The organism is Caballeronia ptereochthonis (assembly GCF_001545075.1).
Lineage (GTDB): Bacteria > Pseudomonadota > Gammaproteobacteria > Burkholderiales > Burkholderiaceae > Caballeronia > Caballeronia ptereochthonis.
In genome coordinates this window covers 72,050-97,254 of the sequence record NZ_FCOB02000029.1, presented here as the reverse complement: position 1 = coordinate 97,254, position 25,205 = coordinate 72,050, and the positions used below count along the sequence as shown (strand labels likewise).

25 protein-coding genes are annotated in these 25,205 nt (G+C 65.4%); 5 read left to right on the top strand and 20 right to left on the bottom strand.

Annotation, left to right across the window (positions count from 1 at the left end; translation table 11 throughout):
• Positions 1-123: 123 nt before the first annotated feature.
• The 7 genes from fliR to fliL are packed head-to-tail and all read right to left on the bottom strand — an operon-like array spanning position 124 to position 4,450.
• A complete protein-coding gene (gene fliR, locus AWB83_RS26940; protein ID WP_087048671.1) occupies positions 124-918 on the bottom strand; it encodes a flagellar biosynthetic protein FliR in 795 nt (264 codons plus the stop codon).
• Between the two features lie 10 nt (positions 919-928).
• The gene (fliQ, locus tag AWB83_RS26935; RefSeq protein ID WP_087048670.1) at positions 929-1,198 is read right to left on the bottom strand and encodes a flagellar biosynthesis protein FliQ; all 270 of its coding nucleotides are present in this window, start codon (positions 1,196-1,198) and stop codon (positions 929-931) included.
• 10 nt (positions 1,199-1,208) lie between these two features.
• On the bottom strand, positions 1,209-1,979 hold the full coding sequence (fliP, locus tag AWB83_RS26930; protein ID WP_087048669.1) for a flagellar type III secretion system pore protein FliP: 771 nt from the start codon (positions 1,977-1,979) through the stop codon (positions 1,209-1,211).
• Positions 1,980-2,495 carry a flagellar biosynthetic protein FliO gene (fliO, locus tag AWB83_RS26925; protein ID WP_087048668.1) on the bottom strand — a complete coding sequence of 172 codons (516 nt, stop codon included), beginning with the start codon at positions 2,493-2,495 and terminating at the stop codon, positions 1,980-1,982.
• Positions 2,492-2,920, bottom strand: coding sequence for a flagellar motor switch protein FliN (gene fliN, locus AWB83_RS26920; protein WP_087048679.1), 429 nt, complete (start codon positions 2,918-2,920; stop codon positions 2,492-2,494). The genes fliO and fliN overlap by 4 nt, the downstream gene beginning before the upstream one ends.
• 4 nt (positions 2,921-2,924) lie before the next feature.
• Positions 2,925-3,923 (bottom strand): flagellar motor switch protein FliM, encoded by a 999-nt coding sequence (gene fliM, locus AWB83_RS26915; RefSeq protein WP_087048667.1) that lies wholly within the window; start codon positions 3,921-3,923, stop codon positions 2,925-2,927.
• 38 nt (positions 3,924-3,961) lie between these two features.
• Positions 3,962-4,450, bottom strand: a complete 489-nt coding sequence (gene fliL / locus AWB83_RS26910; RefSeq protein WP_087048666.1) for a flagellar basal body-associated protein FliL — start codon at positions 4,448-4,450, stop codon at positions 3,962-3,964.
• A 998-nt stretch (positions 4,451-5,448) separates the two neighbouring features.
• On the opposite strand from fliL, the gene AWB83_RS26900 reads away from it, so the two are divergent.
• Positions 5,449-7,017, top strand: a complete 1,569-nt coding sequence (locus AWB83_RS26900) for an efflux transporter outer membrane subunit (RefSeq protein WP_087048664.1) — start codon at positions 5,449-5,451, stop codon at positions 7,015-7,017.
• A gap of 4 nt (positions 7,018-7,021) precedes the next feature.
• On the opposite strand, the gene AWB83_RS26895 is transcribed toward AWB83_RS26900, so the two are convergent.
• The 12 genes from AWB83_RS26895 to gspD form a co-directional block, all read right to left on the bottom strand.
• Positions 7,022-7,801, bottom strand: coding sequence for a type II secretion system protein N (locus AWB83_RS26895; RefSeq protein WP_087048663.1), 780 nt, complete (start codon positions 7,799-7,801; stop codon positions 7,022-7,024).
• Positions 7,798-8,301 carry a type II secretion system protein M gene (locus AWB83_RS26890; RefSeq protein ID WP_087048678.1) on the bottom strand — a complete coding sequence of 168 codons (504 nt, stop codon included), beginning with the start codon at positions 8,299-8,301 and terminating at the stop codon, positions 7,798-7,800. Before AWB83_RS26890 ends, AWB83_RS26895 begins: the two co-directional genes overlap by 4 nt.
• Positions 8,298-9,638 carry a type II secretion system protein GspL gene (gene gspL, locus AWB83_RS26885; RefSeq protein WP_087048662.1) on the bottom strand — a complete coding sequence of 447 codons (1,341 nt, stop codon included), beginning with the start codon at positions 9,636-9,638 and terminating at the stop codon, positions 8,298-8,300. The genes AWB83_RS26890 and gspL overlap by 4 nt, the downstream gene beginning before the upstream one ends.
• 36 nt (positions 9,639-9,674) lie before the next feature.
• Positions 9,675-10,790: a type II secretion system minor pseudopilin GspK gene (gene gspK, locus AWB83_RS26880; protein ID WP_087048661.1), complete on the bottom strand. Its 1,116-nt coding sequence runs from the start codon at positions 10,788-10,790 to the stop codon at positions 9,675-9,677.
• 2 nt (positions 10,791-10,792) lie between these two features.
• A complete protein-coding gene (locus AWB83_RS26875; protein WP_087048660.1) occupies positions 10,793-11,479 on the bottom strand; it encodes a PulJ/GspJ family protein in 687 nt (228 codons plus the stop codon).
• The gene (gene gspI, locus AWB83_RS26870; RefSeq protein ID WP_087048659.1) at positions 11,457-11,843 is read right to left on the bottom strand and encodes a type II secretion system minor pseudopilin GspI; all 387 of its coding nucleotides are present in this window, start codon (positions 11,841-11,843) and stop codon (positions 11,457-11,459) included. Before gspI ends, AWB83_RS26875 begins: the two co-directional genes overlap by 23 nt.
• A complete protein-coding gene (locus AWB83_RS26865) occupies positions 11,843-12,328 on the bottom strand; it encodes a GspH/FimT family pseudopilin (RefSeq protein WP_087048658.1) in 486 nt (161 codons plus the stop codon). The genes gspI and AWB83_RS26865 overlap by 1 nt, the downstream gene beginning before the upstream one ends.
• Before the next feature lie 28 nt (positions 12,329-12,356).
• Positions 12,357-12,827 carry a type II secretion system major pseudopilin GspG gene (gene gspG / locus AWB83_RS26860; RefSeq protein ID WP_087048657.1) on the bottom strand — a complete coding sequence of 157 codons (471 nt, stop codon included), beginning with the start codon at positions 12,825-12,827 and terminating at the stop codon, positions 12,357-12,359.
• A gap of 157 nt (positions 12,828-12,984) precedes the next feature.
• Positions 12,985-13,398, bottom strand: a complete 414-nt coding sequence (locus AWB83_RS26855) for a general secretion pathway protein GspC (protein WP_087048656.1) — start codon at positions 13,396-13,398, stop codon at positions 12,985-12,987.
• Positions 13,398-14,615, bottom strand: a complete 1,218-nt coding sequence (gene gspF / locus AWB83_RS26850; RefSeq protein WP_087048655.1) for a type II secretion system inner membrane protein GspF — start codon at positions 14,613-14,615, stop codon at positions 13,398-13,400. The genes AWB83_RS26855 and gspF overlap by 1 nt, the downstream gene beginning before the upstream one ends.
• Before the next feature lie 4 nt (positions 14,616-14,619).
• On the bottom strand, positions 14,620-16,110 hold the full coding sequence (gene gspE, locus AWB83_RS26845; protein ID WP_087048654.1) for a type II secretion system ATPase GspE: 1,491 nt from the start codon (positions 16,108-16,110) through the stop codon (positions 14,620-14,622).
• Positions 16,107-18,488 carry a type II secretion system secretin GspD gene (gene gspD / locus AWB83_RS26840; RefSeq protein WP_087048653.1) on the bottom strand — a complete coding sequence of 794 codons (2,382 nt, stop codon included), beginning with the start codon at positions 18,486-18,488 and terminating at the stop codon, positions 16,107-16,109. The genes gspE and gspD overlap by 4 nt, the downstream gene beginning before the upstream one ends.
• Positions 18,489-19,090: 602 nt before the next feature.
• Here gspD and AWB83_RS26835 point away from each other — a divergent pair.
• Complete coding sequence (locus AWB83_RS26835; RefSeq protein WP_087048652.1) at positions 19,091-19,537, top strand: lytic transglycosylase domain-containing protein; 447 nt, start codon at positions 19,091-19,093, stop codon at positions 19,535-19,537.
• A gap of 137 nt (positions 19,538-19,674) precedes the next feature.
• Positions 19,675-20,940 carry a GTP-binding protein gene (locus AWB83_RS26830; RefSeq protein WP_087048651.1) on the top strand — a complete coding sequence of 422 codons (1,266 nt, stop codon included), beginning with the start codon at positions 19,675-19,677 and terminating at the stop codon, positions 20,938-20,940.
• Positions 20,941-21,068: 128 nt separating this feature from the next.
• Here the strand turns inward: AWB83_RS26830 and AWB83_RS26825 are convergent, their stop codons facing one another.
• A complete protein-coding gene (locus AWB83_RS26825) occupies positions 21,069-21,347 on the bottom strand; it encodes an HU family DNA-binding protein (RefSeq protein ID WP_008352404.1) in 279 nt (92 codons plus the stop codon).
• 297 nt (positions 21,348-21,644) lie between these two features.
• Between AWB83_RS26825 and AWB83_RS26820 the strand changes: the two genes are divergently transcribed.
• Both AWB83_RS26820 and mnmC read left to right on the top strand, forming a co-directional pair.
• Positions 21,645-22,691 carry a VTT domain-containing protein gene (locus AWB83_RS26820; protein ID WP_087048650.1) on the top strand — a complete coding sequence of 349 codons (1,047 nt, stop codon included), beginning with the start codon at positions 21,645-21,647 and terminating at the stop codon, positions 22,689-22,691.
• A gap of 48 nt (positions 22,692-22,739) precedes the next feature.
• Entirely contained in the window at positions 22,740-24,563 is a 1,824-nt protein-coding gene (gene mnmC / locus AWB83_RS26815; RefSeq protein WP_087048649.1) for a bifunctional tRNA (5-methylaminomethyl-2-thiouridine)(34)-methyltransferase MnmC2/FAD-dependent 5-carboxymethylaminomethyl-2-thiouridine(34) oxidoreductase MnmC1, read from the top strand.
• Positions 24,564-25,205 lie beyond the last annotated feature (642 nt).

Genomic DNA, 25,205 nt, shown 5'->3' with positions numbered 1-25,205 from the left:
TTTCTTTGCAGCAGCAAAGAAAGTGACTGCCGCCCCGCACAGGGGCAACACCAATAGACCACTAAGAATTCAGGATTCCACGAAAGCCCAAGCAAGCGAACCAAACGCCCCAACCGACGAGCGTCAAAACATCCCCCCCGCGACCCTCCCAACCTGCGCAATCCCCACATCAAAGATCCGCTGAAAAAAGGGCATAAGATTGGGCACCATCAACTGCAACAAAAGCAACCCGACGAGCATCGTCACCGGAAACCCGACCTGAAAGATCCCGATCTGCGGCGCGGCGCGATTGAGAATACCGAGCGCGAGGTTAGCGATAAGAAGCGCCGCAACGATAGGCAACGCCAGCAACAACCCGGTGGAAAACACACTGGCGCCATAACCAACAAGAACCCGCCAACCTTGCGCATGCGAGGCCGCCGCAACGACATTCGCCTCGATCGGAACACTTTGAAACGTGGCGACGAGCGCGCTCATGAGCTGCAAATGCCCATCGAACACGAGAAACGCGAGCATTGCGAGCGTGTTCAGATAACGCGAAACGACCACGGCATTTCCACCCGCCCGCGGATCGTAAAGCATCGCGAAGCCAAGCCCCATCTGCTGCCCGATGAACTCACCGGCCGCATCGACGGCCGCAAACGCGATCTGCATCGTCATGCCGATAGCCGCGCCGATCAGAAACTGGTTGACGATGATCCAGACTCCCGCCGCCGAAAACACCGTCACCTGCGGCATGGCGCCCAGCGTCGGCGCGACGATCAGCGAAATGAACGCGGCAAGCGCGATCTTCACGCGTATCGGAATCGCCATGTGGCTCAGCACGGGCGCGGTGGCGATCAGCGCGAGGATGCGCACGAACGGCCATAGAAACGCCGTGAGCCAGCCGTTGAGTTGCGCGTAGGTGACGGAGAACATCGGGGAAAACTCAGCCCGTGACCGCAGGCGTGATCGTGAAAACGTGGCGCATGTAGTCGAGCAGCGTCGAGAGCATCCACGGCCCGGCGATCACGAGCGTCACCGCCACCGCAATCAGCTTCGGGATGAACGACAGCGTCGACTCGTTGATCTGCGTGGCCGCCTGAAACAGGCTCACCACCAGACCCACGACGAGCGCGACGAGCAAGAGCGGCGCGGCCAGCAACAGGGCGACGTACATCGCCTGATGGGCCATCGTCATGACGGATTCCGGCGTCATTTCACAATCCTCACGAGACAAAGCTTTGAGCAAGCGAGCCGATCAGCAACTGCCAGCCGTCGACGAGCACGAACAGCATCAGCTTGAACGGCAGCGCGATCGTCGTGGGCGACACCATCATCATGCCCATCGACATCAGCACGCTCGCCACCACCATGTCGATGATGAGGAACGGAATGAAGATCGTGAAGCCGATCTGGAAGCCCGTCTTCAGCTCGCTCGTGACGAACGACGGCACGAGCAGCGACAGCGGCACGTCGTCGGGACCGTTCATCGGCGCGGCCTTCGAGATGCGCGCGAAGAGCGCGAGATCCGCTTCGCGCGTCTGCTTCAGCATGAACTGCTTGAAGGGCGCGACGCCGCGCGTCATCGCCTGATCCATCGCGATCTGGCCTTCGGAAAAGGGCTTGTATGCGTCGTTGTAGGCGCGGTCGAGCACCGGTGACATCACGAAGAACGAGAGGAACAGTGCGAGGCCGACGAGCACCTGATTCGGCGGCGTGCTCGTCGTGCCGAGTGCCTGGCGCAAGAGCGACAGCACGATGATGATGCGCGTGAAGCTCGTCATCATCAGGACCATCGCGGGGAGGAACGAGAGCATCGTCAGCAGCAGCATCGTCTGCACGCTGAGCGAGTACGTCGTGCCGCCGTTCGGGCCCGGGCTCGTATTGAAGGCCGGCAGACCCGCCGTGCTTTGCGCGAGCGCCGCGTAGGGCAGCAAACCGACGATGACCGGCAGCGCGAGCTTCACGCCGCGCACGATGTTACGACTGACCCGCATCTACTTGCTCCCGCCGACGAACTTCTGGAGACGCTTGTTCGCTTCGCCGGCGAGGGCATCGCGAAACCTCTGACCGAAACTGCCTTGCAACGTTTGCGCGGGCAACGGGGCTTGAGCGCCCACGCCTTCCACTTCCGCCGATCCGGCGGGCATCGTGTGCAGCAGGCGCACATTGCCGGGGCCGGCGCCGAGCACGAGCCACGTGTCGCCCACTTCGACGACCGCGACACGCTCCTTGTGGCCGAGCGATGCGCCGCCCACCACCTTCACCAGACCGCTGCGCCTGCCGCCCTGAAAGCCGAACTTGCGCGCGAGCCACGCGCAGCTGAACACGAAGCCGATCACGACGACGAGTCCGAGGAGCGTCTGCAGCACCGCGCCGAAGCCGAGCGACGGCACGGCGCTTCCCGCGCCGACGCCCGAGGCGATCTGCGCGGCGTGATTGACGGCATTCATGTCGGCGGCGCGCACGGCAAGCGGCGCGGCAGACAGGAAGGCGGCGGCAAGGCGTTTCATCGATTCAACTTCCGGATGCGTTCAGACGGCGTGATGATGTCGGTCAGGCGAATGCCGAACTTGTCGTTGACGACGACCACTTCGCCCTGCGCGATGAGGCAGCCGTTCACGAGCACGTCCATCGGCTCGCCGGCGAGGCCGTCGAGTTCCACGACCGAGCCCTGCGCGAGTTGCAGCAGGTTGCGGATCGCGATCTTCGTGCGCCCGAGCTCCACCGTCATCTGCACGGGGATGTCGAGAATCATGTCGATGTCGTTGCGCGTCGACGGCGCGGCGGCCTTCGACAGCGGCTGGAACACGCCCGCGGCAGCGACCGGCGCTTCGTTGCCGTTCTGCTCGGCGAGCGCGCTCGCCCAATCGTCCATCAAAAGCTCGTCGCCCTTTTCTTCCGTGCCGGGCGAGCCAGGCAGCGTGCCGTCCTGCATCAGGTCACTCATATCCACCTTCCTTCATCGTGTCGGTCGCGCTGATCATCTTCTGCACGCGCAGCGCGTATTGACCATTGAAAATTCCGTAGCCGCATTCCATCACCGGCACGCCATCCACTTTCGCGACGACCTGCTCCGGAATATCGATCGGCAGCACGTCGCCCGCGCGCATGTTGAGAATCTGCTCGAACGACGAGCGGATCGTCGCGAGATCCACCGTCAGCTCCACTTCGGCCGCCTGCACCTGCTGCGAGAGCACGCGAACCCAGCGGCGGTCCACTTCGAGCGCTTCGCCCTGGATAGGCGAGGAGAGCACGTCGCGGATCGGCTCGATCATCGAGTACGGCATGCAGATGTGCAGCGTGCCGCCCGTCGAGCCGAATTCGATCGTGAACTGCGTCACGATGACGATTTCGTTCGGCGTCGCGACGTTGGCGAACTGCGTGTGCATCTCCGAGCGCATGTACTCGAACTGCAGCGGCTTCACGCTGCGCCACGACGCCCCGTAGTGCTCGAACACCAGATTCAGCAGCTTGCTGATGATGCGCTGCTCGGTCTGGGTGAACTCGCGGCCTTCGACGCGCGTATGGAAGCGTCCGTCGCCGCCGAACAGGTTGTCGACCACGAAGAACACGAGGTTCGGGTCGAATACGAACAGCGACGTGCCGCGCAACGGCTTCACGTGGACCAGGTTGAGGTTGGTCGGGATCGGCAGATTGCGCGTGAATTCGCTGTACTTCTGCACCTTCACCGGGCCGACGGAGATTTCCGCCGAGCGGCGCATGAAGTTGAAGATGCCCACGCGCATGAGGCGCGCGAAGCGGTCGTTGATGATTTCGAGGCCGGGCATCCGGCCGCGGACGATGCGTTCCTGCGTCGCGATGTTGTAGGGACGCACGCCGGTGGGCTTGGTCTCATCGGAAACCTGGTCGATTTCGCCGGTGACGCCCTTGAGGAGGGCATCGACCTCCTCTTGCGACATGAACTCTTCGTGGCCCATGGCTTAAGTCTGTTTCGTTCGGTTGGTGCCGGGCGCGCTTACTGAACGACGAATTCAGTGAAGAGCACCTCTTCGACGCGCACGGGCTTTTCGGCCGTGCTTGCCGCCGTCTCGGCTGCCGCGCGCAGTTCGCTGGCGAGCTGACGCTTGCCGTCGACGGACGCGAGATCGTCGGGGCGCTTGCCGGAGAGCAGGAGCAGCACGCGGCTGCGCACTTCGGGCATGTGCTCGGTGAGGAGCAGCTGGGTCTTTTCGTCCTTCAGCTTGAGCGTGAGGCCGGCGCGCAGGTAGTGCATGGTGCCGTCGTCGGACTGGAGGTTCACTGTGAGCGATTCGAGCGGGAAAAACATGGGCGGCGGTTCTGGAGCGGCCTTGGCCGGGCCGTGATTCTTGCCGATGAAGAAATAGGCGCCTCCGGCACCCGCGCCGAGAAGCACGATCGCGCCGACGGCGATGATCAGGATGCGCTTGAGCTTGCCGCTCTTGGCGGGAACGATGGGTTGCTGGTTTGCGGTCGTGGTAGCCATGAATGCGTGCCTCTTTCGATAGGGTGAATTGTTGGCTATCGCCGTGTAAAGCGATGGGTCGAACAGAGGGGGGATTTGGGGTTATTCCATCTGATTGATGGGGCCTTGCGTGGGTGGGTTTTTTGTTTTTTTTGCTTGGCTTCGATGAAATCCCGAGTTCTTAGTGGTCTATTAGCGTTGCCCCTGTGCGGGGCGGCAGTCACTTTCTTTGCTGCTGCAAAGAAAGCAACCAAAGAAAGCGGCTTTGGGCCCGGGCGGACTCGTCGTCATTGGTTCGGAGTGGCCCAGCCCCTAAGTGTCGCCCTCAAAGGACTAACGCGGCTTGGCTCGCGCACGGTCTGACGAGCTAGCTATCCAAGGGCGCTGGTTCAGCACCGAAGCGTTCCGGCACAGCGCTGCGCGCTGCCGCAGGGCATGCAAGGGAAACCAGCGGGAGGCACATGCGGAGAGATGGAGGCGTAAGCCAAGAAGCACGGGCAGACCCGATTGACCGGACGGCCGCGTAGCGGGCCGGAGCTAGCTGGTGCTGCACCAGCCAGCTAAACGGTGCGATGACACAGTGGGTCCGCGATCCAAGTCCGGTTAGGCCTATGTGGGCACTCGTTAGGGGCTGGGCCACTCCCAACCATGACGACGGGTCTATGTGAAGCACTCTGGGCCAAAGCTGCTTTCTTTGCTTTCTTTGCAGCAGCAAAGAAAGTGACTGCCGCCCCGCACAGGGGCAACACCAATAGACCACTAAGAATTCAGGATTCCACGAAAGCCCAAGCGAACGAGCCCCCGCGAGCCAAAGCGATCAAAAAAAGAACCCTCGTAACGCGTCGTAACCGATTTCCTCCCTCGCGTAAACCCACCTTACGGCGAACCCGTTACGCTAACGTCTACCCAACACGCCCGGCGCACGCATAACAGCCGCCGCTCGCGTTCCCCTACCATCTCGGCTGTCACATCCGTCACATCGAACGGACCCACAGCCCACAGGAAATATCGACAAGCAGATGCCGCATCACCCCGCCTTCCCCGCTCCCGCCGTCACGCGCCGCCTGACCGCCACGGCCCTCTCCGCCACGCTCGCGATGCTCGTCGCCGGCTGCGCGGTCGGGCCCGACTATCAGCGCCCCGCCACGACGATTCCGGCCAGCTACAAGGAAGCGCCCGAAGGCTGGAAGGTCGCGCAACCCGCCGACCAGAACGACCGCGGCACCTGGTGGACCATCTACAACGACGAGCGCCTCAACGATCTCGAAACGCGCCTCAACCAGTCGAACCAGAGCATCGCGCAGTTCGCGGCCGCGTACCGGCAGGCGCGCGCACTCGTCGGCGAGGCGCGCGCCGCGTATTTTCCGACCATCGGCGCCTCGGCTACGGCATCGCGCTCCGGGACAGGCGCGGGCAACCGTTCGACCAGCAGTTCCAGTTTCGGCCAGCAGGGCTCGGTCAATAACCAGTTCAGCCTCTCGCTCGACGCGACCTGGGAGCCGGACCTGTGGGGCAGCGTCTCCCGCACCGTCGCGGCGCAGAAAGCCGGTCAGCAAGGCGCGGCCGCCGATCTCGCCAACGCGCGTCTTTCGGCGCAAGCCACGCTCGCGCAAACCTATTTTCAATTACGCTCGCTCGACGCCCAGCAAAGGCTCCTCGACGACACCGTCGGCGCCTACGAGCAATCGCTCAAGCTCACGCAGAATCAGTACGCGCAGGGAATCGTCGCGCGCTCGGACGTGATCCAGGCACAGACGCAGTTGCAATCCGCGCAGGCCGCCGCCATCGACAACGGCGTCGCGCGCGCGCAGTTCGAGCACGCGATCGCGGTGCTCGTCGGCGAGCCGGCCTCGACTTTCTCGCTTCCGCCCATTCCGCTCGACGCCACTCCGCCCACCGTGCCCGTGCAGATGCCGTCCGCCGTTCTCGAGCGGCGCCCTGATATCGCGTCCGCCGAGCGCAAGGCCGCGGCGGCAAACGAGCAGATCGGCGTGGAGATGGCCGCGTACTTCCCGACGCTCACGCTCTCTGCGCAAGGCGGCTTCGAAAGCTCGGTGCTGTCGCAACTGCTGCGCGCGCCGTCGCGGTTCTGGACCCTCGGGCCGGATATCGCCGCGACCCTCTTCGACGGCGGCCTGCGCTCCGCACGCACCGATGCCGCCCGCGCCGCCTACGATCAGAGCGTCGCGACGTATCGCCAGGCCGTGCTCACGGCGTTCCAGGACGTCGAGGACAATCTCGCCTCGCTGCGCATCCTGGAAAAGGAGATCGTCGTGCAGCAGCAAGCAGTCGAATCCGCGCAGCAGGCGCTCACCATCATCAACAATCAGTACAAGGCGGGGACGGTCGCTTATATCAGCGTGCTGACCGCGCAGACCACCGCGTTCACCGCGCAGCAGAAGCTCGCGGGCATCGCAGGGCAGCGGATGGTGTCGTCGGTGGGATTGGTGAAGGCGCTCGGCGGCGGCTGGGACGTCGCGCAGATGGATCGCGAGACGGGCGGCGTGGAAGCGCCCGCGCCCGCATCGGGCGCTTCCGCGCCGGTCGCGGCCGCGCCTGTCGCGACGACGCAAGCCGCCAACCGCTGAATCTCTAGCGCACGAAAGTCAGCGCGACCGTATCGGGATCGGTATGACGGCCGAGCAGGTTCAAAAGCCCGGCCAGGTTCTCGCGCTGTTCGGGCGCGGACGTCGCGGTGCCCTGAAACGCCGTCGATTCCTGCGAGATCGAGCCGTTGCCCCTGAGCATCAGCGGCCCTTTGCTCGTCGACAGATCGATCGTCGCCGACGCACCCTGCGCCTGCAGTGCGACGCGGTACGAGCCGAGCGGCTTCACACGGGACACGCGCGAGGCCATGTCGTCGAGCGTGACGACCACTTGTCCGTAGGCGTTGCGGTTCAGCAAACGGAACTCGGTCCATGAGAGCCGCACGCTTCCGTCGAAGTCCAGCGTATTGAACGGCGCGCCGAGACCCGCGAGCAGGGTCGCGGGCACGGCGATCTGGCCCGAGGTGAGCGTCGCGCCGCGCGTGGTTGCGTCGAGGATCACGGCGTCGGGCATCGCCTCGCTCTGACGCATCGTCATATGCACGCGGCCCGTGAACAGCGGCCAGAAAGCCGTCGTCCACTCGATGCGTCCCGGCAGAAGCGTCGCGCCCGCGCCGTCGCTGCCCGCGGCGAGCATCAGCGTCGCCGAGCCGCGCCACAGCGAGCCCGCCGGATCGACCAGATTCACGTGACCGCCCGTCGCCTTCGAGAACTGCGGCACGATCCACGCGGCCGGCATCATCGCGAGCAAGGTCCCGGTCACCGACACGATCATCACGAAAAGCGCCGGCAATGCGAGCCGGATGCGTCGAGTCCAGTAACTCATTTGGTGCCGGCCGGTTGCAGCGACGCCGTCAGATCCACCTGGCCGTCGGGCTTGAGCGCCGTGACATGCGCCTCCGACACCTGCACCTTGAATTGCTTGCGCGCGTCGTCGAGCCACATCGTCCAGTTGGGGAACGACGCGTTCTTCAACTGGATCTGCACCGCCGCGCCGATCACCTGAACCTGCGTCGGCTGCATGCCGTTGTCCGCGAGCGACTTCGCGAGCGCATCGCGCAGCGCGCCGCCGGTCGGCGTCACGCCTTCGGCGCTGCCCGCGAGCGAACGCGCTTCGTTGGCCTGCGCCGTCATCGTCGCGAGCTGGCGCTGCATCGCTGGCAAGGTTTCGCGCAGATGCTGACGGCCTTCATACGCGGGCGCCCACAGCACGAGATAGACCAGCACGAGCCCGAGCACGAGGGCGCCCCACATCAGCAGCGTCTTTTCGCGCGGCGTGCGCCCTTCCCAGAATTCCGACAGGGCACGTCCGATTTCCGCTTTCATTGGCCGCTCCTGATCGTCCATTTGCCGGTGTTGCTATCGATCGAACCGTTCAGGCCGTTGGCGGCGAGGCGCTTCGTGAGGTCGGGATCGACCTTCGTCTCCGGCTTGAAGGTCACTTCCAGATGACGGTCGCGATAGTCGAGCCCCGCGACGCCGTTCACCGGCACGGGACCGAGCGAGCGCGCGAGCCCGTCCGCAAGCGACAGGAAATCCGTCGGCGACAGCTCGCCCGACGCCACCCGCAGGCGCTCGAGATTGCGCGTCATCTGATCGGGCGCGTCGAGCACGACGGTCGTCTTCGGGAACGCGTTGAGCAGGAGCTCGGTCATCTGCGCGCTGATCGCGTCACGCTGGCGCGCGAGCTGCAGCCATTGCACGTTGACGCCGATGATCGACACGAGAATCGACGCCGCCACGAGCGCGATCGGCACGCGCAAGCGGCGCATGGTCGCGCGGTCGAGCCGCCACGGCTGCGCGGCAAATTCGAACTGACACAGGTCGAAGCGGCTGGCGAGCGCGTTGCGCGCGAGCGCCTCGAAGGCGAGCGGTTGCGCGCCGGCGACGCCGGCCACATTGCGCAATCCGGCAAGACGCGGCTCGTCGCCCGGCAGATCGACGAGCGTATAGATGGCCGTGGGCTGATCGCCCGCGAGCGCGGCGAGCGTGGCCGCGATGGAATCGGCTGGCAACGCGAGGCCTTCGCCGAGCAACGCACGTTCGCCCCGCGCGATCGCGATCTCGACGCGCGGCGCACCGAGCGCAGCCGGCGAGGGCGCGGCCATCTCGCCGATCAGCGCGGGCGCGGTCGAAACGACATGTCCCAGCAGGCCGGCGACGAAAGGCGTCGGCGCTTCCTTTTCCTCGCCTTCCTTGCCTTCTTCGACGGGCGCGCCAGCCGGAACCGGCAGGCAGCGCATCGCGGGCACGGCCTTCACGTTGCGATGCCCGGCGCCCGCGAACGCGCCGATCACGAAGCGGAACCAGCCGCGATCGATCACGGCGACCACGCGCCGCCCGTCGGCGAGCTCGACCGGATCCACGGCGATATGACACGTCTGCGGATCCTGAATCAGCTGATCCTCGACGACGTTCGGCAGCGCCTGGCGCAGACGCGGACCTTTGAGCGGCGGCACGGAGGCGGCTAGCAGGAGCGTGTCGCGCGCGGCGACGATCAATACCGTCGCGTTCGCGCGCGGCAGAAGCCCGAGCGCCGCGCGGCCGATGCGTTGCGGCTCGCCGCGCTTGTCGAGCAGCAGAAACGGCAGATCCGGCAGATGCCACTCTTCCGAGCGCACCGCGGGATCGCGCGGCGGTAATAAAACGATCAGTGTGCTCAAAGGCCACTTCCTCTCATCAGTAACAGCGGCACGTCTTCAAAGCGTGTCGCGCGTGTAGACGATGCGCGTCGTATGCGTCGTCGGGTCGCGATAGACGAGCGTCGTGCGCTCGAGCTGCGCGCGTTCGTGCTCGACACGCCCGTGAATCACGAAGTACTTCGTCGTGACGTCGAGCTCGCTCGGATCGATCGACGTCGCCGTCTTGACGCCCGCGCCGGTCAGCGCGAGCTGCACGTTGCCGACGTCGTGAAAGAACACCGTCTCGCGGCGTGCGACGAACGCCTGACCCTGCGACAGGTTCATGCCCGGCACCACGGCCGCCACCACTTCGGCGGGGGCGGTGTTCATGTTGACGGCGGTCGTCGTCGGCAGCACCGTGACGAACGGCCTAAGCTTCGCGACCGCCTCCGGCGAAAAACCCGGCACGTCGAGCAGCGAATCGACGCTGATCATCTGCAAGGGCGCGACGGGCGCGTCGCTGTCAGCGTCTTTCAGGCCCGGATCGTCGGTGAAGTTGCCGCCGCCGGTCCCGCCCCCCTGCGCAAGCGCCGCGATGGTCGCCTGGGTGCTCGCGCCAGTCGTCGTGCCCGTGCTGTTGCCCGTCTGCGTCTGAAAGCGCGTCGCGGAGCGCGCGAGACCCGCGCGCATCTGCAGCGCCACCGTCTTCGCGAGCGAGCCGTTCAGCCCGAGCATCGTGAGCAGCCGCTGGAACGCCTGGATCTGCGCGACGTTGATGGTCAGCACGCCGGGCGTCGGCGTCGAAACCAGATTGCGCAGGTTGAACTTCGCCTGCGCGTCCTCGATCGAGCCCGACAGATACGTCGATGCGCCTTGCTGCGCACGCACTTCGCCGATCTGCCCGAGAAAGTCCGAGAGCTTCGTCTTCGCGATCGGCACGCCCCACACGCCACCGAGATACGTGACCGTCGGCGAGGTATCGGCTTCCGAGCGCAGGATGAGGCGCGTCCAGTCGAGCGCGCTGCGCGAGATCCACTGCGCCTGCGCGAGCAGCCGCTGGTTCTCGATGCGGCGGACCTGCACCTGCTGGCGCCACAGCATGCCCGACACGAGAATGGCCGCGAGCGACACGACGAGCAGCGCGCTGATGATCGCGACGCCGCGTTCCTTTCGGCTTCGGCTGGGCGTTCGCATCGTCACTCTCCGACCAGAAAAACGCGCGTGAGCGGCACTTGCAGATTGTGCGCGCCGACCGCGACCTGGATGCCCGACACCGCGCGCGGCAGCGGCGCGTTGCCCAGTTGCGGCACCTTCAGGTTGTTGTCGTTCTGGTTGATCTGCGAGAGCACGTCGCTCATTCTCGTCGTCCAGCCTTTATCCGGAATGTAGACGCGCGTCGCGAGCGAGCCCACGCCGCCCATCAGCGGAATCGCACTCCAGCCGCCCGTCGAGTCTCCCGACGACAGCGCGCGGCGCACTTCACCGACATTCGCGAGCGGCGGCGACGCATAGCGCACGATCTGGCCGTTCGAGAGCCGGTAGCGGACCACCTGCAGGCGCGGCGGCGTGCCCGGCGCGAACACGCCGCGCACGATCTGCAGCGAGCCGTTGCCGATCTGCACCGCGGGCTGGCCCGCTTCGTCGTCGGTGGCGGCCTGGCGCGCGTCGATGCGCATCTGGTCGAATAGCTGCGCGATCACGCGCTCGTCTTCCATGGCGTTGCTGATCGTCGCGCGGCCGCGAATCACGGAATCGAGCCCGCGCCACGACAGCACGGCGATCACCGCGAGGATCGCGATCGCGATCAGCATTTCCAGCAGCGTGAAGCCGCGCTGCCGGGTGTTGCCGCGAAGGCCGCGGTCAGAGCGAGCGATTCGTTTCATTCGCCACCACCGTGACCATTTGCGCAAGATTGCCGGAGCGTCCCGGCGTCGAGACGAACATCTCGACGCGCCTGAAAATCGGATTCGGCGTCTGGCTCACGCGCTGCGTGCACGTGAGTTTCAGATTGCCCTGCGAGCAGTCGAAGGTGCGCGAGCCGAGCGGCGGGAACGTATGCGAGAGCCGCAATTGCGCGAGTTCGTTGTCGGCGCTCCAGCCCGCGAGCAGCCGCCGATGCAGGTCCGCTTCGCCCGTCGCGAGCGAGCCGACCGCGCGCAGCGACGCGGCGAGCGCCACGGCGATGATCGCGAGCGCCACGAGCACTTCGATCATCGTGAAGCCGCGTTGCTGGCGAGCGCCGCGCATCACCGCACCTGAAAGCGGCCATTGCCGCTGCCGACGATGATCGCGCGGCCCGCCGGCGAGATCAGCGTGATTTCCATCGGGGCGTCGATCGCCTCGGTACCGAACACGAGCCGGCTCACCGACTTGTCCGAGTCGAGGAACTGGATCGTCACGCCGGTCACGCCGCCTTCCCAGCGGCGCGCGCGAAAGAGGTCGTCGCGCAAGGGACGCCAGCCGTCTTCCGTGCGAATGTCGAAGCGGAAGCCGCCGTCGAGCGGCTGCCACGCGATCGGCCGCGCGCGCACCTGAGCTTCGTCGCCCGCGGATTCGAACAGCAGCGCGAGACGCTGCGCCTCCTCGTTGAGGTCGGTGCGCGGATTGCGCGTCAGTTGCAGCGACGCGAGCGACACGAGCAACCCGGCGATCACGAGCACGACGAGCATTTCGAGCAGTGTGAAGCCGGCTTGCCGCCGCGCGATGCCGATCCGCCTGCCGTACCTGTTCACGTCGATTGCCTTCTTCTATGCGAAACGTCTACTGCCACGAGCCGACATCGGCATCGTTGCCTTCGCCGCCCGCCTTTTGGTCCGCGCCGTAGCTGAACACGTCGATTTCGCCGTGCACGCCCGGATTCAGATACTGATACTGGCCGCCCCACGGATCGTTCGGCAGGCGCTCCAGATAGCCGCCGTCCTTCCAGTTGTTCGGCACCGGCTCGGTCGTGGGTTTTTCGATCAGCGCGCGCAGGCCTTGCTCCTGCGTCGGATAACGGCCGTTATCCAGGCGATAGAGCTTCAGCGCCTGCATGACCGTGCCGATGTCCTGCTTCGCGGCGACGCGGCGCGCCTCGTCCGGGCGGCTCATGATCTTCGGCACGATCAGCGCGGCGAGAATGCCGAGAATCGCGATCACGACCATGATTTCGATCAGCGTGAAGCCGCGCTGGCGGCGTCCCTGCGCTCGGGCTCGTTCGATTTGCATGCGGCGTTGTGTCCACATTTGCATGACTGCTACCTCGTGTATTGAAAATATCGTTTCCGGACCTGATGCCCGGTGATGATTGAAAAAATCGCGCGGCTTCGCCTCTTGCCGAAGCCGCCGCTCATTCTATCGATCTGCTTTCGTCGCGTGATTCATGCGCGGGCGAGGCATCGCGTCGCGCTCAGCGCACCCAGATCGTCGGCCCGGGCGGATTCTGCGGCAGGAAGATCTCGGACTTCACGCCATTGCGATCGATGATGATCGAGCGCGCTCGCACTTCCGAGAGCTTCACGCCTTGCGTGAGCGGACCGCCGAGCGACACGGCCTTTGCCGGCTCGCCGCCGTAGCTCACGATGGCCGCCGCGCCGCCCTGCAAGGCCAGAATGCCGAACAGATGCACATCCTGATTGGCCTGGCGTTCGAGCCGTCCGCCGAAAATGGTCGCGGCCTGCTCGACCGACGGCGTGCGCGTCGCGGCCGCGGCGGGCAGCGGCGCGGTCTGGCGCGAGGTCAGCGTGACGACCCAATACGTCGCCGTCACGCAGAAAAGCGCGAGGGCGGCGAGCGTTAGCAAGCGAGTTTGCAGGGCGTTCATTACTGCACCAGATTATTCAGTTCGATGATCGGCAGCATCACCGCGAGCACGATGACCAGCACGACGCCGCCCATCGCCAGAATCAGCAGCGGTTCGAGCAGGCTCGTGAGGAACATCGTGCGGCGTTCGAGCTCGCGCGCTTCGCCTTCGGAGGCGCGGTCGAGCATGGTGGTGACGTCGCCGGTCGCCTCGCCCGAGCGGATCAGATGCACCAGCACGGGGGGAAACGTCTTCGTGTTGCCGAGCGCGCGCGACAGCGACGAGCCTTCGCGCACGCGCACGATGGCGTCGTCGACGTTCTCGCGCATCGCCGTGTTGCTGAGCGTTTCGCCGGCGGCCTGCAGCGCCCGCAGGATCGGCACGCCGGCGGCGGTCAGGATGGCGAGCGTGCTGGCGAAGCGCACGGTGTTGTAGCCGCGCACCAGCTTGCCGATGAGCGGCGCGCCGAGCAGCCAGCGGTCGAACGACATGCGCGGCCCGGGCCGCGCGAGAATGCTCTTCACGAGCCACGCGAAGAGCACGACGCCGATCAGCACCGCCCACCAGTAGCTGCGCACGAAGGCGGAGAGCGCCATCATCATGACGGTCAGGAAAGGCAGCGCCTGCTTCGTGCTCGCGAACACGTTCACGACCTGCGGCACGACATAGCTCAACAGGAACGTGACGATGCCGAACGCGATGATCGTCACGATGCCCGGATACGTGAACGCCAGAATGATCTTCTGCTTGAGCGCATTGCGCTGCTCGATGTAGTCCGCGAGACGCGAGAGCACGAGGCCGAGCTTGCCGGTATGCTCGCCCGCCGCGACCAGCGCGCGGTAGATCTCCGGAAAATCCTTCGGATGCTGCGCGAGCGCATTGGCGAACGAATGGCCGCCGAGCACTTCGGCGCGAATCGCGGCCATCAGCTCGCGGATGTAGTCGCGCTCGGACTGCTCGGTCAGCACGGCGAGCGTCTCGCCGAGCGGCAGGCCCGCGATCAGCAGACTCGCGAGCTGGCGCGTGAGAATCGCCTGCTCGCGCTGCGACAGGCGCCGCCCGAGCGAAAGCCGCTGCTGGCGCTCGCCACGCGTGCGCGTGCCCGCCGCCTCGACGACGAGCGGCGTCAGGCCCTGCGTGCGCAGCTGGCTGCGCGCGGCGCGGGCGCTGTCCGCGTCGAGCACGCCCTTCTGCGTCTTGCCTGCGTGGTCGATCGCTTCGAAACGAAAAGCCGGCATACGTTTATTCTCCGCCCGTCACGCGCAGCACTTCTTCCAGCGAAGTCACACCCGCGTCGAGCCAGCGATTGCCGTCCTCGCGCAACGTGCGCATGCCTTGCTTGCGGCCCGCTTCGAGAATTTCGGCATCCGCCGCGTTGCGATGGATCAGCGGACGGATGGTTTCGTCGATCAGCAGCAATTCGTAGACCCCGCGACGGCCGACATAGCCCGACTGGCCGCATCGGTCGCAGCCGACCGGATGCCAGCGCTTCGTGCCGTCTTCCTCGACGCGTTCTTCCTTGCACACCGGACACAGCTGCCGCACCAGCCGCTGCGCGAGCACGCCGAGCAGCGACGAAGCCAGCAGATACGGCTCCACGCCCATGTCGGTGAGACGCGTGACGGCGGACGCGGCATCGTTCGTATGCAGCGTCGCGAGCACGAGGTGGCCGGTGAGCGAAGCCTGCACCGCGATCTGAGCGGTTTCGAGATCGCGGATTTCACCGATCATGATGATGTCCGGATCCTGACGCAGGATCGAGCGCAGCGCACGCGCGAAGGTCATGCCGATGCGCTCGTTCACCTGCGTCTGGCCGATGCCCGACAAGTCGTATTCGATCGGATCTTCCACCGTCATGATGTTGGTGGTGGTCGTCTCGAGCCGCGACATCGACGCGTAGAGCGTCGTGGTCTTGCCGGAGCCGGTCGGGCCGGTCACGAGGACGATGCCGTGCGGGCGGCCGATCAGCTTGTCGAAGTTGACGAGCGTGTCGCGCGCCATGCCGAGCCTTTCGAGGTTCAGGCGCTGCGCGTCCTTTTCCAGGAGACGCAGCACCGCGCGCTCGCCGTGGCCGGTCGGCAGCGTCGATACGCGCACGTCCACCGGGCGTCCGCCCACGCGCAGCGTGATGCGGCCATCCTGCGGCAAACGCTTTTCGGCGATATCGAGCTGCGCCATGATCTTGATCCGCGAGATCAGCGCGCCGTGCAGCGCCTTCTTCGGGCGGACGACATCGCGCAGCGTGCCGTCGACCCGAAAGCGCACGACCGACGCGTTCTCGAACGGCTCGATGTGGATGTCCGATGCCTGCTCGCGCGCCGCCTGCGTGAGAAGCGCGTTGATCATGCGGATGATCGGCGCGTCGTCCTCGGATTCGAGCAGGTCCTCGACTTCCGGGATGTCCTGCATCAGGCGCGACAGATCGACTTCGCCCTCCACTTCGCCGACCACCTGCGCCGCGCTGCCGTCGTTGCGCGCGTAGGCCGAGTTGATCGCGGCGGCGAGCTCGTCGGCGGGCTTGCGCACGATCGACAGCGCGCCGAAATTGCGCGCGACTTCCGCGAGCGCGGCGTCGGTGGTGCGCTCGCTGATCCAGACTTCAACGCCGTCAGCGTGCTGATGCGCGAGCAGAATCTGCCCGCTGCGCGCGAAGCCGTACGGCACGAGACGCGCCGCCAGCGGCGACGCCGCCGCCGCGCTCGCGTGCTCGGCCACGCCGTTTACCGTGCTCACGGCCGTGCTCCCGGCTGGGTGTTGTCGCTGCCGTTCGTCGCGGCGTTGCCCGGCATGGCGTTCGTCCCGGCGTTACCCGGCATCGCGTTGGTCGCGCCGTTCGCGGGCGCCGGATATGTGTTCTGCGGCGCCGGACCCGCGTTCGGGTTCTGCGGCAGCGTCGTGCTCGGGCCGGGGCCGCGCGTCGTGTTGCTCCAGTCGAGCAGGTTCTGCGCCGGCGGGCCGCCGCCTTCGCTCGGGCCGAGCGGCTTCGGCGGCATCACCGGCACGTTCTGGTCCTTGATGAGGCGGTTGTCCGTCGTCGAGCCGTACTGCTGCTGACGCAGATAGTCGTAGCGCGTGTTGGCGATCTGCGTGGCCGTCGCCTGATCCCGGACGATCACCGGACGCAGGAACACCATCAGGTTGGTCTTCGTGCGCGTCTTGCTTTCGCTGCGGAACAGGCTGCCGATGAACGGAATGTCGCCGAGCAGCGGAATCTTGCTGTTGTTGTTGTTGTACTGATCCTGCATCAGGCCGCCCAGCACGACGATCTCGCCGTTGTCCGCCAGGATGGTCGACTGCACCGAGCGCGTGTTGATGGTCACGCCGCCCGGATCGGCCTTCGTGGTTGCGTCGACGCTCGAGTCTTCCTGATAGATCTGCATCTTCAGCACGCCGCCGTCGGTGATTTGCGGCTTCACGTGCAGCGTCACGCCGACGTCGCGGCGATCGAACGTGTTGAACGCGGTGACCGAGGTCGCGGCGTTCGCGGTCGGCGTGGCGTACGAGCCCGTCACGACCGGCACGTTCTGGCCGACGACGATCTTCGCTTCCTCGTTGTCCAGCGTGATGAGGTTCGGCGTCGAGAGGATGTTCGCATCCGCCGAGGTCGACAGCGCCTGCAACAGGCCGCCCAGGCCGAACAGATTGCCGAAGCGGTGCAGCAGGCCGATGTTCAGGCCCTGCGCGAGCAGGCCGCTCGTCGACGTGAGAGACGACGGATTCTGCGCGATCGCATTACCCTGCAAGGTCAGGTCGACGATGTTCGTATTGCCGCTGCCGAAGCTCGTGCTGCCGTAAAGCGCGTTGTTGCCGCCGTTGGAAAGCAGGGCGCCTTGCCACTGGATGCCCAGATTCGCGCCGGTCGTCGCCGAAAGTTCGACGATGAGCGCTTCGATATAGACCTGCGCGCGGCGCGCGTCGAGCTGGTCGATCACGGCGCGCAGATTGCGGTACATCGGGTCCGGCGCGGTGATGATCAGCGAGTTCGTCGCCGAATCCGCCTGGATCATGCCGCCGCCCTGGTCGTTGCCCGACTCGTTTTCCTTGTTGGACGAGAAGCTCGAGTCGCGATTGCCGGCGCCGCCGGACATCGGATTGTTGCTGCTGCCCGAACTGGAGGAACCGAGACCGCCCGGCAGCGGCGGCATGCCCGCCGTGCCGGTGGACGTCGACGAATTGCCGAGACCGCCGCCGCTCTGGCCGAACGAGTTCGAATTCGAGCTGGACGAGCCCGAGGTGTTGTCCGAGCCGCCTCCCTTGCCGAGCATGCCGCGCAGCGTCTTGGCGAGGCGCGTCGCGTCGGCGTTGCGCAGCGCGACGACGTGCATGTTGCCGGGCTGCGACGTCGGCGCGTCGAGCTTCTTGGCCAGTTGCTTGGCCGCCGCGAGGCGCGCGCTGCTCGAAGCGCGGAACATCAGCGAGTTGGTGCGCGCATCCGGCGTGACGGTGACTTTCAGCGTCGCGTCCGTGCTGCCGATCGTGCCGGGATCGAGCAGCTTGTTCATCTGCTCGGCGACGTCGATGGCGTTCGCATTCTTCAGCGTGACGACGTCGACCTCGCGCCCCGCCGCCGTGTCGACACCCGCGATGATGCCTGCGATGCGGCGCACGTTGTCGGCGTAATCGGTGACGACGAGCGTGTTGTTCGCCGGATAGGCAGCGATCGTGTTGTTCGGCGAGATCAGCGGGCGCAGCACCGGCAGGAGGTTGTTCGCCGATTCGTTATGCAGCTGAAAGACTTGCGTGATCACCTGATCGCCGCGCGCGGCCGGCGCGTTGCCGACGTAGGTCGGCACGCCCTGAAGCTTGGCATCGGCTTCGGGCACGACCTTCAGGACGCCGTGATCCTGCACGAGCGCGAAGCCCTGCATGCGCAGCGACGACTGGAGCGTCTTCAACGCCTGATCCTCGGGAACCGGGTTCTCCGAGACGAGGTTGAGCTGCCCCTTGACGCGGGGATCGACGATGATCGTTTTGCCGGTGGCGGCGCCGATCGCTTTCGCGACCTGGTCGATGTCCGCGTTGACGAAATTCAACGTCACTTGCGCGTGCGCAGCTTGCGCGACGATAAGTCCCGCCGCCAGCAGTGCCGTCGCGATGCGACGCAGTGCCATAGGTTGTCTTCTCATGGATGTGATGTCAGAGCCGGGTCTCTGGGAGCCGGCCAAGGCAGCACCGCTCGTCAGCCGAGAGCGCCGCCAACCGCGGTCCGGCGCGCCGTGCGCGCCTGCCGCGATCATTTAAAAAAAATGTGACGATAGCAGCTTTGTGTAACGAAATTGTGCCGATTCGTTCCAGATCAGGTCGCCCTGCGGCCGCTTCGTTCAAACGATTCCAGCGCCCTCAAGCTTTCAAAAAACTTGCCGATAGACCGTACTTGGGGTGGTTCCGAGGGCCGGCCGATGCACGCGGGAGCCGAATTGTAACCCGTCCTGAACTCTTATTATTCATACATTTAGGACAACGTCGACGGCGTGCCTGGCACGCTTCCGTATGAGCGGACTTCGTCCGCTGGAATCGACGTATGTCTGATAGCCAACTTATGGCTTGAAACGTCAGCCGGTATGATACGGTCGGTTCCGCATTTCCGGGCGGTTGCAAACAGGGTGGGTTTTCCCGATGACGCCCGGCCGCGGACGTTGGTTTGTTGGCGTTGGCGCCAAGGCGCCGTGACGGCGGCATGACGTTCCGCATGGGCGGATGGAGTAGAAGGAAGATGAAGAGAATCCTGCGATTACTTGCGATAGGCTGCGGCGCCATGCTGGCTGCCGCTTCCGCACACGCAGACTGCTTCGACGAAGCGGCGAAATACCAGAAGGTCAATCCCCTCATCCTGCGTGCAATCGCCTGGCAGGAATCCCACAACAAGCCCGACGCCATCAACAAGAACGCGAACGGCTCCACCGATTACGGGTTGATGCAGATCAACTCGATCCATCTGAACACGCTCGCTCAGTACGGCATTTCCAGCGGCACGCTGATGGAGCCGTGCAAGAGCGTGTATGTGGCCGCGTGGCATCTGCGCCAGAAGATGAACAAGTATGGCAATTCGTGGCAGGCGGTCGGTGCTTACCATTCCGAAACACCGGCGCTGCGCGACAAGTACTCGGCGCAGATCATCGAGATCCTGCGGCGCTGGAAACTGCTCCAGGCCACGCGCTGAGCCTTCCACGCCTGTCGTCCGCGTGCGCCGGCCCCCGCGCATTTGATGCACAATCCCCTATTCGATGACCTGCGCGGCCCGATCGGCCGCGCGGGGTTGCGCTCGCGCGCTTGCGCCTTCCTCACGCCTCCACTGCAATGAACCAATCGCCACTGCCCATCACCGTGCTGTCTGGATTCGCCGGCGCAGGCAAGACCACACTCGCCGATGCATTGCTCGCGAACGCGGACGGCGTGCGCATCGGCGCCGTGACATGCGGCAAGGCCGTTCAGGGCGCGGACCGGGAAACCGCCGAGCTGCCCAACGGGTGCATGCTGCTGACCCTGGGCGACCGGTCGATGGAAGCCCTCGAAGGCGCGATCGCCTGGCTCGCCGGACAGCAGCGATTCGATGCGATCGTCGTCGAGTCGCCGGGCACGGCCGATCCCATGGCGATCGCCGAAAGTCTCGCTTTCGGCGACGACGATGACGCCACGCTCGCGGGCCGCGCCCATCTCGATACCTTCGTCACCGTGATCGACGCCACGCGCTTCATGCGCGACTACGCGTCTTCCGATTCGCTGGCGGAACGGGGCCTTGCGGCGGAGAGCCACGATGAAGACGGCAGGACGGTCGTCGAAACGCTCGTCGAACAGATCGAGTTCTGCGACGTGATCATCATCAGCAAGACCGACCTCGCCGATGCCGACGAAGTGGAGAAGATCGCGCGCATCCTGCACGGTCTCAATCCGCGCGCGGTTCAGGTGAAGGCGCAGTCGGGCAACGTGCCGCCCGATGAAATCCTCGACACCGGCCGCTTCGATTTCGATACGACCGCGAGCGCGCCTGGCTGGCTCGCGATTCTCAACGGCGAGCATCCGTCGAGCGATGAACCCGATGCGTTCGGCGTAGGCCATTTCGTATATCGCGCGCGGCGGCCGTTTCATCCGGAGCGCTTGTGGAACCTGCTGCATCAGGAATGGCCGGGCATCCTGCGCGCGAGGGGCTTCTTCTGGCTCGCGACGAGAAGCGATGTGGGCGGCTCGCTTTCGCAAGCGGGCGGCACATGCCGGCATGGTCCGGCGGGCGTGTGGTGGGCGGCTCAGGATCGCAGCGAGTGGCCGGCCGACGACCCGGAGCTGGAAGCGGAGATCGTCGCTGAATGGTACGGCGATCCGGACGACAACAGCATCGGCGACCGGCGTCAGGAGCTGGTGCTGATCGGCCTGAATATCGATCCCGCCGCATGGCAGGACACATTCGATGCATGCCTGCTCACCGACGACGAATGGGCGCTCGGCCCGGACGGCTGGAGTCGTTTTGCCGATCCGTTCCCCGCATGGGAAGTGGAAGAGCACGATCACGACCATGAGCACGATCACGATCACGGCCCCGATTGCGATTGTGAAGACCATCGGCATTGATCGCGTCGCCGGCCTGCTGCAATCGCAAGCCGGCCGACCCGGCACCCGGCTTCAGGCGAAAAAAAACCCGCCAAAGGCGGGTCATGTATAACCGGCTACCTCGAGTAGCCTGACAATCGGCAAGTTACTTACCGCTTGTTCACTGCGTCCTTGAATGCCTTGCCAGCCGTAAACTTGACCGTCTTTGCGGCCGGAATCTTGATGGATTCGCCGGTCTTCGGGTTGCGGCCCGTGCGCGCTGCGCGCTTTCCTGAACCGAAGCTGCCGAAGCCGATCAACTGCACTGCGTCACCTTTCGAGACAGCCTTCTTGATCACTTCGAGCAACGTGTCCAGCGTTTCGCCGGTTTGAGCCTTGCTTGCGCCGGTCTGAGCGGCTACGGCGTCGATCAATTCCTGTTTGTTCATTAAGGTTCCTTTATCAGTTTAGGTTGACACGAACAGCGCGAACGCGCCGATTATACGTGCGCAAGCCGTGCAGTCGAGTAGGGACGGCCTTCTGGCGTGCCCGTCCGACGAATCGGCGTTGTTTCGCGCGACTTCACCGGCGTTGCTCCACTTCGTCGCCTTCACGCCGCCTCTACACGCGGCGCTTGGTATGATAGCGCAGCGCAAACCCAATCAGGACAAGGGTTTCAAAGATTTACCCTTAAATTTTCGGGGCTCCCGGCCGGTTTTTTGTCGCAGGATACCTGGGTCCGATCCATGCTACGCGAGCTGATCATCGAATACGGGTTGCCGTTGGTTTTTGCCAACGTTCTCCTCGAATGTCTCGGCCTGCCGCTCCCAGCCTTGCCCACACTGGCTTTGACGGGTGCGATCGCAGTCTCGGCAAGCTTCGCTCCGGGCACTTTTTCGGCGCTGACTTCGGGCTGGCTCCCGCTTTTTCCATCGGCAGCATTCGGGCCGCTCGTGGCGATCGTCGTCACGGCGAGCATCGCCGCGCTCATCGGCGACACCCTCTGGTTCTGGCTCGGACGCCGCTACGGCAGCCGCGTGCTCGCCTTCATGTGCAAGCTCTCGCTCTCGCGCGATACCTGCGTGAGCCGCAGCGCCAGCTTCTTCGGGCGCTTCGGCGTGCGCATCCTCGCAGTGTCGAAGTTCATCCCCGGGCTTTCGACGCTGGCGATTCCCGTCGCGGGCGCAACCGGTATCGGCTTCGGCAGCTTTCTCCTCTATGACGCGCTCGGCGCACTGCTATGGTCCGGAATCGGCGTCGCGTTCGGCGCGATGTTCGCGGATCTCGTCGATACGGCGCTAGCGTGGCTCGACTGGCTCGGGCACGGCGTGATCGCGGTCGGGGCCGTCGCACTCGCGCTGTATCTCGCGGCCCGCTGGTGGCAGCGAGTGTCGCTGTTGCGCAAGCTGCGCATGGCGCGCATCGATATCGCGACGCTGCGCGCGCTGCTCGCGGGCGAGCCGCCGCCGCTCGTCGTCGACGTGCGCCGCCGCGAGCGCCGCGCGATGGATCCCTATGCGATTCCCGGCGCACTGCTTCTCGATGACGAGATCGCGTCCCGGCTTTCGGGAATCTCCCGCGACCGCAAGCTCGTGACCTACTGCGATTGCCCGAACGAAGTATCCGCGGCGCTCGCCGCCCGGGAACTGACTTCGCACGGCTTCACCGACGTCGCGCCGCTGATGGGCGGACTCGCGGCATGGCGCGCCGCCGGTTACGCGCTGGATCCGCTCCTTCTCGACGCCGCCGCGAGCGATGCGGCGCGTGTCGTCGGGAAGTCGTCGTCCGCCTGATCCTTCGGAACCCGCATCCGTAGCAAAGCTCTCCTTGATCCACATCGAATGACCGAATCCTCGCTTCTCGGGCCGCACGATCTTCCCGCGCGCTGGCGGCGCAAGCGCGTCTTTACGCTGGTCGATACGACATTCATGCATGGCGGCGTCTTTCTCGCCGCCTGGCAGAGCTGGCGCAACGACGATGCGCGCTGCGATCGACTGCACGTCGTCGCGATCGCGCCGCTCGAAGCACTCGACGATCCGCCTTCGGACGATGCATCGCCGCTCGCAGCCGAGCTCGCGCGCGCCTGGCCGATGCGCGTGCCGGGCGTGCACCGGCTGGAGTTCGATGCGGGGCGTGTGGTGCTGACGCTCGCAATCGGCGACGATGCGCACGCGTTGCTATCCGGAGTGTGGCTGCGCGCCGATGCGTTTCACATCGACATGACGGACGGGCAAGAAGCCGATGATCCGCGCAGGCTGTGCAAAACGCTCGCGCGTCTCGCGGGCGACGACGCTACCGTTTGCCTGATCGCACCCGAAGAAGCGCATGCGCAACTGCCGCGCGCGCTCGAAGCCGCGGGCTTCGAACTCGCGCCTGGCGCGTGGCCTGGTGCGTTGACCGCGCGCTTCGCGCCACGCTGGCGCGTGCGCCGCCACGAACCGCCGCTTCCTTGCGATGCGAGCGCGCGCGAAGCCATCGTCATCGGCGCGGGTCTGGCGGGCTGCGCGTTGAGTTCGCGGCTTGCCGAGCGCGGCTGGCGCGTCACGCTGATCGATCGCCACGCCTTACCCGCGCGCGATGCATCGGGCAATCCGGCGGGCGTGTTTCATCCGATCGTCTGGCGCGACGACAGCGTCGCCGCGCGCCTCACGCGCGCCGGATTTCTCCATGCGCAGCATCGCTGGCGGGCGCTCGAACACGCGGGTCACGACTTGCGAAGAAGCGATGCAGGCCTGCTTCAGATCGCCGATACGCCCGAAGACGCCGATGCGCTCGCGGCCGCCATCGCGCGCTTCGCGTACCCGCCCGACTATGTGCAGCCGGTGACGCGAACGGAAGCATCGCGGATCGCGGGCATCGAGGTCGCGCGCGGCGGCTGGTTCTTTCCGCATGGCGGCGCAATTTCGCCGGCGGCGATATGCACCGCGCAGCTCGCCGATGCATGCGATCGCATCACCACGCGAATGAATACCGAAGTGGCGCGCATCGCGCACGATGGCCGGGTCTGGCGAGCATTCGACGCGAACGGCAACGAAATCGCCGGCGCACCGGTCATGGTGCTGGCCAATGCGCACGACGCCGCGCGTCTCGCGGGCCTCTACGGTCAACCGACGCGCATCGTGCGCGGCCAACTGAGCGTCCTCGACGCACGCGCGCTCGATGCGCTGCGCGTGCCGGTGATCGGCGAAGGTTACGCGGTGCCGCTCGGCGCGCAGGGCACGCTCATCGGCGCAACTTACGACATCGACGATCCCGGCCCCGAGATTCGCGAGGCCGGGCACATCGAGAACATGGACCGCATCGCGGGCATGCTGCCCGGACTTTCGCTGCGGTCCGACGAGGTACGCCAGGGCCGCGTCGCGTTCCGCTGCGTGACGAGCGACCGCATGCCGATGATCGGCCAGCTAGCCGACGAACACATCGCGCGCCGCGATGCGCATCGATTCTCGGGCGCATGGCCGCTCGACCTGCCGCGCATGCCGGGTCTCTTCGGCGCATTCGCTTTCGGCTCGCGCGGTCTGATCTGGGCGACGCTCGCGGCCGAGCTGATCGCATCGCAGATCGAGGGCGAGCCGTGGCCCATCGAGCGGGAACTGGCCGAAGCGATCGATCCCGCGCGCTTCTTGCTACGAGCATTGCGCCACGGGGAAATCGGCCTGGCGTAGTTATCCCCGGCACGTTGTGGATAACCCGTCGAATTGCAGGCGAAAGACGTGTGCACTCGATGTGCACGTAAACGGGACAACCCGCAGGCACCGTTCGACGCCCGAAAAGTTGTTCCGGGTTTACCGCGGCGCGCGAACATGTTTACGGCCTGCTTTTGCTTTTTCCAATTGATTGAATGGAAAGACAAAATCGATGTTATCCACAGCGCGCGCGGACGCTTGTTAACTACTACTACGTTTATATACAGTAAACCTGTAAACACCTGACGGCGAGGCCATCGGCCCGCTGCAAGACAAGGAAATCCGTACGTCCGATTCATGCAACCGGTCAGCTTTTCCATTTCCGTCCGAGCTCGGCAGTCGCTTTTACTTCATAAGAATCATGCGTTTGGACTTTCTGTCAGGGGCATCGAGGTATGGCACAATCGCGCTTCTTCCTGCGTCGCGCCGTTCAGACGGCGACCGCTTCAATGGAACGATGGGTGCGCGCCAAGAATCTGATCAACGAAGCCGCATCGTCGTTTGCTGTGTCCGGCTCGGCAATCGGGCGAGCGCCGCATGCATCGTCTGTGTCACCCGGATCCAGGAACTCCGGTGCGACATCGGCGGCACGCGAAGCGCTCCGCCGCTAGCCGGACGCGT